Genomic DNA, 9,424 nt, shown 5'->3' with positions numbered 1-9,424 from the left:
ATAAAAATTTTTTCCCTTACTCGACAACCTTAGCCTTAAACACCAGGGCCACGTCGGCATCGGAACAGCAAAATTCAGCTTCCCCTTCGGGCTGGCCCGGAAGGCTTCCGCCATAGCGCAGGATGTCGATATAGGGAAAGGCACAGTGCATGGCCATGGGACAGATTTCCCCCCGATCGGTGTCATAGTCAAAGGTTTCACCGATATGGTGCCCACGATGGCAGCCCATGGTTCCCAATTTTCCCGTAACGGTCAATTCGATTTTCGGTCTCTTTCCTCGTTCCATAAAAAAATCTCCTTTCTCATATCCCCTAAAAAGAGAAAGACGCGGGACGGGACATCATCGATGATATCCGCCCCGCGTCCACAGTATTCTATTAAATATGAAACAGCCGTCGGCCATTTTCTGTCGTAATACGGGCTGCTTCTTCCACACTTATATTGCGAAGGGCTGCCAGTTCTTCTGCCACATAGCGGACATAGGCCGGTTCATTGCGCTGACCGCGGTGGGCCTGGGGCGTCAGATACGGGCTGTCCGTTTCGATGAGGATGCGGTCTAAGGGCAGGTTTTCTGCAACCCGGCGGGCCCGTTTCGAATTCGGATAGGTCAAGGGACCGTCAAAGCCGAAGTAAAAGCCCATGCGCAGGAGTTCTGCCGTCATTTCAAGGCTGCCGGAGTAGCAATGGAAGACGCCGCGGATCCCCTTGCCGTATTGGCGAAGGATATCCAGCGTATCGCCGTGAGCTTCGCGGTCGTGGATGATAATCGGCACGTCGAGCTCAACGGCGAGCTTTACCATGTCGATGAACACGGCCTGCTGGATTTCCCTGGCCGGCTCCGGCCAATGATAATCAAGGCCCACTTCACCGATGGCGACGACCTTTTTTTCACCGCGCACCCATTGACGAAGTCTCTCTGCATCTTCCGGCGTTACCGTAGCCGCCAGTTCCGGGTGAATGCCGACGGCGGCATAGACTCCGTCACAAGAATTGGCCAAGTCGATGCAGGCGCGAGACGTCTCCATATCCGTCGCCGGACAGAGCATCAAGCCGACGCCCGACGCGGCCGCCCGAGTAAGAATCTCCCGGCGGTCCGCATCGTAAGCCTTGTCATTGATATGACAGTGCGTATCGAACAACATTATCGTACGCGGCTTCCGGGAGCCATCCCGTCGACAAAGGCAACCTGCAGATTATCATTGCCGTCAGAGGCCGCCAGGAGCATCCCCTTCGATTCAACACCGCAGAGTTTGACCGGCTTCAAGTTGGTGACGACGATGACGCAGTGACCGATGAGGTCTTCCGGTTTATAGTACAGGGAAATCCCGCTGACGATCTGGCGAGTTTCGACGCCGAGGTCGACTTGTAGTTTCAGCAGTTTTTTAGCCTTGGGAACTTTTTCACAGGCCACGATTTTACCGACACGAAGATCGATTTTACCGAAGTCATCGATGGTGATTTCCGGTTTTACCGGTTCCTGAGCTGCCGGGCAGACCGGAGCTGCTTCTTCCATCTTGTCGGTTTTAGCTTCAGCAATCTCTTCGTCTAAGTCGTAACGCGGGAAGAGAGCCTGCCCTTTTTCAACCTTCGTATCAGCCGGATAGAGGCCCCACTGCTGGGCATCCTGAAGGTTTGCCTTGGAAAAATCACCAAGACCCAACTGATGCCACATATCGGCAGCGCTGACGGGAATGAAGGGACTGACCAAGGCCGCGATGATACGCTGTGCTTCGATCAAATTGTACAGGACCGTCTGCAGGCGCTGAGCCTTCGCTTCATCCTTAGCGAGGACCCACGGCGTCGTTTCGTCGATATATTTATTGCTGCGGCGAATAAGCGTCCATACGTCGTTAATGGCATCGTTGATCTTCATGTCGTCCATAAAGGTTTCAAACTGCTTTGCCGTTTCAACGGCGCAGGCTGCTAAATCATCGTCAACGGGTTCTTTCACCGTCGGACCGGCGACGACGCCGCCTTCGTATTTTTCGACCATGGCCAGGGTACGCTGCAAGAGGTTGCCTAAGTCGTTGGCAAGGTCGGAATTGATGCGGTTGATAAAGGACGGCAAGGAGAAGTTACCATCTTGGCCGAGGCGGATTTCTTTGAGCAAGTAGTACCGCAGAGCATCGGCGCCGTAGCGGTCGATTAAAGGAATAGGATCGACGACATTCCCTAAGGATTTACTCATCTTCGTTCCGTCGACGATGAGCCAGCCGTGACCGAAGACCTTTTTGGGAATCGGCAGGCCGCAGCTCATGAGCATGATCGGCCAGATGATGCTGTGGAAGCGAACGATTTCCTTACCGACCAGATGGAGGTCAGCCGGCCAGAATTTTTTGAACTTTTCAGGATCGTCGAGGTAGCCTGCAGCCGTTACGTAGTTGACCAAGGCGTCGAACCAGACGTAGACGACGTGCTTCGTATCCCAAGGTACTTTGATGCCCCAGTCGAAGGACGTACGGGAAACACAGAGGTCTTCGAGCCCGCTTTTAACGAAGGAAATCATTTCGTTGCGTCGCGATTCCGGCTGGATGAAATCAGGATTTTCGTCAATAAATTTCAGCCATTTATCGGCGTATTTATTCATCTTTAAGAAATAGGCTTCTTCCGAGACGAGTTCCAACGGCCGGCCGCAGTCGGGGCAGATGTGTTTGCCTTCGGGCAGCTTATTTTCCGGCCAGAAGGTTTCACAGGGCGTACAGTACCAGCCCTTATATTCGCCTTTATAGATATCGCCATTATCGTAGGATTTCTGCATCAAGGCCTGAACGACTTTTTCATGGCGTTTTTCCGTCGTGCGGATAAAGTCATCATTGGAGATATTCAGTTTTTTCCACAACTCTTGGAAGAGCGATACGATTTCATCGACGTATTCGATGGGCTTCACGCCTTTTTCTTCAGCGGCCCGCTGAATCTTCTGGCCATGTTCGTCAGAACCGGTCAGGAAAAAGACGTCATCGCCGCGCAGGCGGTGGAACCGAGCCAGCGAGTCGGCAATCGTCGTGCAGTACGTGTGCCCAATGTGAAGTTTGGCGCTTGGATAGTAAATCGGTGTGGTGATATAATACTTTCTTTTTTCAGACATGGGATTTCCCTCCTATACCGACAAATGAGCCGGTGTTATAAACTAAGCGCAGCCTGGTATACACTACGTTTGGGCACGCCGCACCGTCTGGCGACAGTCCGGACAGCCTCTTTCTTAGCAATGCCCTGTTCCATCAGTTCCCGGACCAGGGCTGCATAATCAACATTTTCAGGGTTGGCCTCTTCGGCCATTTTTGTCATCCCTTCGACAAGGATGACGAATTCACCGCGCGTTCCCTGCTCGGAAAGGGCGGCTTGAAGGTCGCTGAGATGTCCATGGAGATACTGTTCATACCGCTTGGTCAGCTCCCGGCAGAGGACGGCCTTTCGGTCGCCCAGGACTTCCTGCATTTCACCCAATACCTGCCGAATGCGGTGAGGGGCTTCATAGAAAATAAGCGTCCCCTCATAGGCTTCCACAGACTGCAGAGCCGGCAGTCGATGCTTCTGGGTTTTCGGCAAAAAACCGACAAAGGTGAACCTCGTCGTATCCATACCGGAAGCGATGAGTCCCGTAAGGCCGGCATTGGCTCCCGGAAGAGGCACGATGGGAATATCGGCTTCCAAGGCCAAACGGACCATGTCACTGCCGGGGTCGCAAATAGCCGGCATGCCGGCATCACTGACCAGAGCAATCATCAGGCCGTCTTTCAATTTCTCGATAAGCTGCGGCCCTTTTTCGGCTTTATTATGTTCGTGATAGCTCGTAAGGGGCGTATCGATATCATAAGCCATGAGCAGCTGTTTCGTATGACGCGTATCTTCAGCGGCAATGAGGTCAGCTTCTCGCAGGCAGCGTACCGTGCGGTACGTAATGTCCTCTAAATTTCCGATTGGCGTCGGGCAGAGATAGAGCGTCCCCTTTTGAAAAACTTCCGGCATAATACTCCTTTCACAGAAAAAAGACGGCTTTAAAGGACACCGCCTTATCTTCCATATAAGCGATCCACAGCGTCACTATAACTTCCATCGGCCTTATGGACGATGAGCGGCGGCAGAACAGACAGGCCCTTCCCGCCTCCGTGAATGCCTTCGACGAGGAAAAGCTTCGCTTCTTTATCGGGGCGACCATGAATCATCTGCAAAACCTTTGGTTCGATATCGCGGGCCCGCAGGGCTTCTAAAATATCCGCCAGCCGTTCGGTAATATGAACCATGCGAAAGCGGCCGTGATACTTCAAGGCGTATTTCGCCGCATCGAGGACATCGTCTAAGGAGGCTGTTTCTTCATGGCATGCCCTCCGAATGCCGTCGACGTCACTGTAAGCCCCGCGGCTTTTTTCCCGGTAAGGCGGATTGGCATAGACGGCCGAAAAGGCACCGGACGGCGACCACTCCCGAATCCGGCGATAATCACCTTCTACGATGCGGATGCGGTCATCCCGCCCGTTTAAGGCCACATTGCGGCCGGCAATATCGGCCATAATCGGATTAAACTCAACCCCGGTCAGGTCCCGGGCCCCGCGGGCCGTCAGAATCAGCGGAATGGCCGCCGTCCCGGTTCCTAAATCAAGGGCCGGCCCATTAGGAACGGCCCCAAAGTGAGCCAATAAAACGGTATCGATGGAAAAACAGAACTGATCGTCCCGCTGAATGACCTTCATCCCGTCGAGGATCAAGTCATCCAACCGTTCGTGAGGACCGAGCTCAATTTTCATGTTCCGTTTCCCCTACATCGGACCAGGGAACATTGATATTATGGCCCGATTCGAGCTGTACTTTGACAGTCTTATCTTTCATATGAACGCGAAGTACCGTGCCGACGCCTTCATCGGTCATGACCCGCTTTCCAACGGCCGGCGGCTTCTGCTGTTCACAACCTTTCTGCTGGCAGTTGCAGCACTTCAGTTCGCCTGACGTGTAAAGCTGGTTTTCATAGCGCAGGCAGCACATGAGGCGGCCGCAGATGCCCGAAATTTTAGTCGGATTAAGGGACATGCCCTGGCCCTTGGCCATGCGGATCGACACGGGTTTGAAGTCACCCAGGAAGGTCGCACAGCACAGCGGACGGCCGCAATAGCCGATGCCGCCGATCATCTTGGCTTCATCGCGAAGGCCGATTTGGCGCAGTTCGATACGGGTCCGGAAGACGGAGGCCAAATCGCGGACCAGTTCGCGGAAGTCGATACGACCGTCAGCCGTAAAGAAGAAGATGATTTTCCCCATATCGAAAGTATAGTCGACATCGATGAGTTTCATCGGCAGCTTATGCTTGGCAATCTTCGTCAGGCAGATGCCGAAGGCTTTCTTCTCCCGTTCTTTATTTCGCTCAACTTGGCGCAAATCCTTGGCCGTAGCCTTGCGGATAATCGGTTTGAGCGGCTGGACGACTTCCGAATCCTCGACGTCCCGCGGCGGAATGACGACATTGCCGAATTCCATGCCCCGCGCCGTTTCTACGATGACTCCATCATCCAAGGCGAGCTCAATCTTATCGGGATCAAAATAATATATCTTTCCAGCAGGTTTAAAACGCACACCTACAACGATCACTTAAAATCCTCCTTTGAGCCGTATCGTCTGGAGACTGACATAGTCCCAAACTAAGCGGACATTGACATGGCGCGTCACCGCTTCCAGCGCCTCATGAAGCACTGACGACACGGCAAAGACGGCATCATCCGTCCAGTACGGCAGTAATTCGGTCATATCGGAGATATAACCTTTTAAACGGACATATTCCCGGCCGGCTCCGCTGCGGAGAACGGCCATGTCCCGCAGCAACAGACTAATCCAGCCTAAGATTTCCGTCGTATCACTATCGGTCAAATTAGCCGATACGACAAGCCATTTCGAATAAGGACAGGCATGTTTGGCCATAATCGTTAAGAAGTCCACAGCAAAGTGTGCTTTCTCCGTTCCATGCCCGTCGAGATAACGAAGAACGGTGCGGACAATACCGCCGCCCCACAGGATGGCGTCGTCCAAATTACCGCCGCCCCGATGAAGACGCTGCAGCCCTTCCCTCATTTCATCGTCACCGACGGGATCGAAGGTAAGGGTAACGCAGCGCGACAGAATCGTCGGCAACAGCAAATCAGGCTGATCCGTCACCAGAATGAAACAGACACCGGACGGCGGCTCTTCCAAGGTCTTCAGCATGCGGTTGGCAAATTCCACATTCATCGTCTCTACGTGGTCGATAATGCAAATCCGGCGCCGACCTCGTTCGCCTTGGAGGGCCAGTTTCGCCTGAAGCTGGCGAAATTGATCGACCTTCAACATGGCACCCATAGGAGCCAAATAAAAAACGTCATCGCCGTCGGTAATAAGGGCTTCATCGCCTGCCGGTGCCAAATCGCGAAAGACGGGACGGCCGGCCAAGGCGGAGACGACGGCAATGGCCATCAGAGTCTTGCCGATACCGGCAGGGCCGGCGAAAATCATGGCATGAGGGAGGCGGTCTTCATCGATGAGACGAGCCAATTTTCGCTTCAACCGGCCATGGCCGATGATCGTATCAAACAAGGTCTCATCCATCATTTTCACCTCCCTATTAAGAAATACCTTAATAACTTATTATATTAAAAAATCCCTCTAAAGTCTAGTATTTTCAACGCCTGACAGGTCTCCATCCGACCGAATCTATTTTTTGACAAGGGCAATCCCGGTGTCCAAAACGCAGCGGTATACATCGTCATGAATTTCCTCTATCGGACGGAGTTTTTCACCTTCGGCGCAGGCAATTCTCGTCCAGCCATAGCGAACCGCCAATTCGTCATAAGCGGCGTGACATTTGGCCAGAAACTGCCCGTTTTTTTCATGGATGTCCCCGGTCTCGCCGCCGGTTTTTCCGACACGGTCGGCCATGAGCCCTTGGGTAACCGCTAAAGGAACGTCGAGGAGCAATACGGCATCCGGTTCGGGCAGGCCCATCTTGCGGAATTCAAAATCTTCGAGCCAGTCAAGGTAGGCCTTACGCCGGGCCGCATCATCGATCTTGATCATTTGATAGAGCATATTGCTCGTCGTATAACGGTCGGCAATGACGATACCGCCCTGATCATAAAAGGCCTTCCATTTCATTTGATAGGATGCAAAGCGGTCGACGGCAAAAAAAGCGGACGCGGCATAGGGGTTGACGGCGTCCGCATCGCGGCCGAAGTCGCCGCGCAAATACATCTTCACAAGGGCACTGGAATCGCTGTCATAATCGGGATAGCTCACGGCCATGACGGGATAGCCGTCTTTCTTTAGATGTTCCGTCAAGAGTTTGGTCTGCGTCGCCTTGCCGCTTCCATCGCCGCCTTCAATAATAAATAATTTACCCTTCATGGGAATCCTCCTTCTGTACGCGTATCGTCCGCAGCGTCCCGTCAGCCGGACCGTTTGGTTTATAGCCATGGGCCATCTTATAGCGGATATACTGTTGGCACGCCTCCGTAATAAATTCTCCTGCCGCCAACACGGGGATGCCCGGCGGATAAAAAGTAACCGTTTCAGCAGCAATACGCCCACAGGCAGCCTCAAAGGGTATCGCTTCCACAGGACCGTTCCAAACCATTCGCGGCGCTGCGGCAACCTGGGGAATCGGAAGGGGCGGCTCTGCACTGGGAGCGGACTGACAACGGGGGCGACCGTCGGCAATAGCCCGGCAGGCATCGATCAGGGCTTGGGCCGTTTCCATCGTATCGCCAAGGGTAATCAGGGCCAATACGTGATTGCCTGCAATCAGTTCGACTTCGATGCCCTGCTTTCGCAGTTCTTTTTCCGCTTCGATGCCGTCGAGGCCGACGCCGGAAAAATCGATGGTGATCTTCGTTTCATCAAAACCGGTGACGATAGAGCCGTCTACGATATCCCGTCCAAAGGACGACAGCCCTTGGATGGCATTGATTTCCCGACGCACATACCGGGCCAGTTCCAAGGCCCGTCCCAACAGCTCCGGCCCATGAAGAGCCAACTGCTGCCGAGCACTGTCGAGGGAGGCCAAGAACCAATAATGAGGACTCGTCGACTGAACGACAGACATAGACGCCGCCAAGCGATCGCTTAAGGGAAATCCTTGTCGACAATGAAGCATCGATGTCTGGGTCAAAGAGCCGGCCATCTTGTGCGTGCTTTGGGCAACGCAGTCGGCACCGCATTGCAGGGCTTCTTTGGGAAAGTCCGGATGAAAGCCCAAGTGAGCCCCATGGGCTTCATCGACAAGGACAAAGAGACCTTTCTCGTGAGCATAAGCCGCCATGGCCTCCAAATTGCCGGCGATTCCGTCGTAAGTCGGATAGGTAAAAACGACGGCCTTGGCGCTCGGGTGAGCCTTGACAGCCTTTTCTAAAGACGATACATCCGGCCCCAGCGATACCTGGTGCTTTTCATCAAACAGGCTTTCCATATAGACCGGCACAGCACCGCTCAAGACGAGGCCGCTGATGACGCTCTTGTGCGCTTCTCGGGGAATAATGATTTCATCGCCGTCACGGCAGACTGCTAAAACCATGGCTTCAATGCAAGCCGTCGTCCCATTGATGGAAAAAAAGGTTCTCCCGGCACCATAAAGATCAGCCGCTAAGTCCATCGCCTCTTTCAACGGCCCTTCCGGCTGAAATAAATCATCGAGGGCATACATGACGCCAAGGTCTCTTGAAAGGGCCGGTCCAAAAAGTTTCTCTTGGTAGTCCGAAATTCCCTGCCCCAACTTATGTCCCGGCGTATGATAGGCCTTCATATGCAGCCGACAATAGTTTTCCAGGGCTTCCACAAAAGGAGCCCGCTGTTGTTGTTCTCTATTCATAAAAACCTCATATCATATATGGTCTAAAAAGCCGCGCAGTAAGGCATGACTTTTCTCATAAGAAAATTGTTTCATCTGTTTCAATGATTGCTGCAGCGATTCCTGCAGGCGATAGGCCGAAAGTTCTTCCGGCTTCACCCAACGATAATCCCGATGCTCATCGGATACGACAACCTGCTCCGCATCAGCCATAGCCGTAAAAATGACGCCATTTAAAAATTGCCCGTCAGCCTTCTGGTAGCTCCAAATACCGGCCGGCGCTTCCAAGGTGATGGACAGACCCGTTTCTTCCTGAACTTCCCGCCGGAGCCTGACTTCAAAATCCTCATGAAAGAGCAGTCCTCCTCCGGGAAATTCCCAAGGATGCCGGCCTTCTATATCATTTTTCTGCAAGAGCAGCAGCTTGCCGTCGTGAAAGACCATCGCCTTGACACTGAGTCCCATCAAGACATTCCTTTCCTGCGCCATACGATCAACTCCTTATCCCTACTTCGCCTACAGTTTGAAAATTTCGATTACCTTTAATTATATCATAACCGCGCCAATAAGCTTACAGGAAAATCCACAAAAGCCCTCTGCGCCCCTTTAAAATACCAGTGCATAGAG

10 protein-coding genes are annotated in these 9,424 nt (G+C 53.1%); all 10 read right to left on the bottom strand.

The window, feature by feature from the left end:
* Nucleotides 1-16: 16 nt before the first annotated feature.
* The 10 genes from TX77_RS11590 to TX77_RS11545 all read right to left on the bottom strand — a co-directional run bounded on the left by TX77_RS11590 (nt 17) and on the right by TX77_RS11545 (nt 9,286).
* On the bottom strand, nt 17-286 hold the full coding sequence (locus TX77_RS11590; RefSeq protein ID WP_044505253.1) for a TIGR04076 family protein: 270 nt from the start codon (nt 284-286) through the stop codon (nt 17-19).
* Nucleotides 287-377: 91 nt separating this feature from the next.
* Nucleotides 378-1,142: a TatD family hydrolase gene (locus TX77_RS11585; RefSeq protein WP_044505252.1), complete on the bottom strand. Its 765-nt coding sequence runs from the start codon at nt 1,140-1,142 to the stop codon at nt 378-380.
* Nucleotides 1,142-3,085, bottom strand: a complete 1,944-nt coding sequence (gene metG / locus TX77_RS11580; protein ID WP_044505251.1) for a methionine--tRNA ligase — start codon at nt 3,083-3,085, stop codon at nt 1,142-1,144. The genes TX77_RS11585 and metG overlap by 1 nt, the downstream gene beginning before the upstream one ends.
* Nucleotides 3,086-3,120: 35 nt before the next feature.
* Nucleotides 3,121-3,966 carry a 16S rRNA (cytidine(1402)-2'-O)-methyltransferase gene (rsmI, locus tag TX77_RS11575; RefSeq protein WP_044505250.1) on the bottom strand — a complete coding sequence of 282 codons (846 nt, stop codon included), beginning with the start codon at nt 3,964-3,966 and terminating at the stop codon, nt 3,121-3,123.
* Nucleotides 3,967-4,010: 44 nt separating this feature from the next.
* The gene (locus TX77_RS11570) at nt 4,011-4,742 is read right to left on the bottom strand and encodes a tRNA1(Val) (adenine(37)-N6)-methyltransferase (protein ID WP_044505249.1); all 732 of its coding nucleotides are present in this window, start codon (nt 4,740-4,742) and stop codon (nt 4,011-4,013) included.
* Nucleotides 4,732-5,577: a PSP1 domain-containing protein gene (locus TX77_RS11565; protein WP_044505248.1), complete on the bottom strand. Its 846-nt coding sequence runs from the start codon at nt 5,575-5,577 to the stop codon at nt 4,732-4,734. The genes TX77_RS11570 and TX77_RS11565 overlap by 11 nt, the downstream gene beginning before the upstream one ends.
* Nucleotides 5,578-6,567, bottom strand: coding sequence for a DNA polymerase III subunit (locus tag TX77_RS11560; RefSeq protein WP_230198140.1), 990 nt, complete (start codon nt 6,565-6,567; stop codon nt 5,578-5,580).
* A gap of 102 nt (nt 6,568-6,669) precedes the next feature.
* A complete protein-coding gene (locus tag TX77_RS11555) occupies nt 6,670-7,359 on the bottom strand; it encodes a dTMP kinase (RefSeq protein WP_044505246.1) in 690 nt (229 codons plus the stop codon).
* Nucleotides 7,349-8,818: an aminotransferase class I/II-fold pyridoxal phosphate-dependent enzyme gene (locus tag TX77_RS11550; protein ID WP_044505245.1), complete on the bottom strand. Its 1,470-nt coding sequence runs from the start codon at nt 8,816-8,818 to the stop codon at nt 7,349-7,351. The genes TX77_RS11555 and TX77_RS11550 overlap by 11 nt, the downstream gene beginning before the upstream one ends.
* Before the next feature lie 12 nt (nt 8,819-8,830).
* Nucleotides 8,831-9,286: an NUDIX hydrolase gene (locus tag TX77_RS11545; RefSeq protein ID WP_044505244.1), complete on the bottom strand. Its 456-nt coding sequence runs from the start codon at nt 9,284-9,286 to the stop codon at nt 8,831-8,833.
* Nucleotides 9,287-9,424: the final 138 nt, after the last annotated feature.

The sequence above is a fragment of the Megasphaera massiliensis genome (assembly GCF_000455225.1).
GTDB lineage: Bacteria > Bacillota > Negativicutes > Veillonellales > Megasphaeraceae > Megasphaera > Megasphaera massiliensis.
This window is presented reverse-complemented; position numbering and strand designations above follow the sequence as displayed.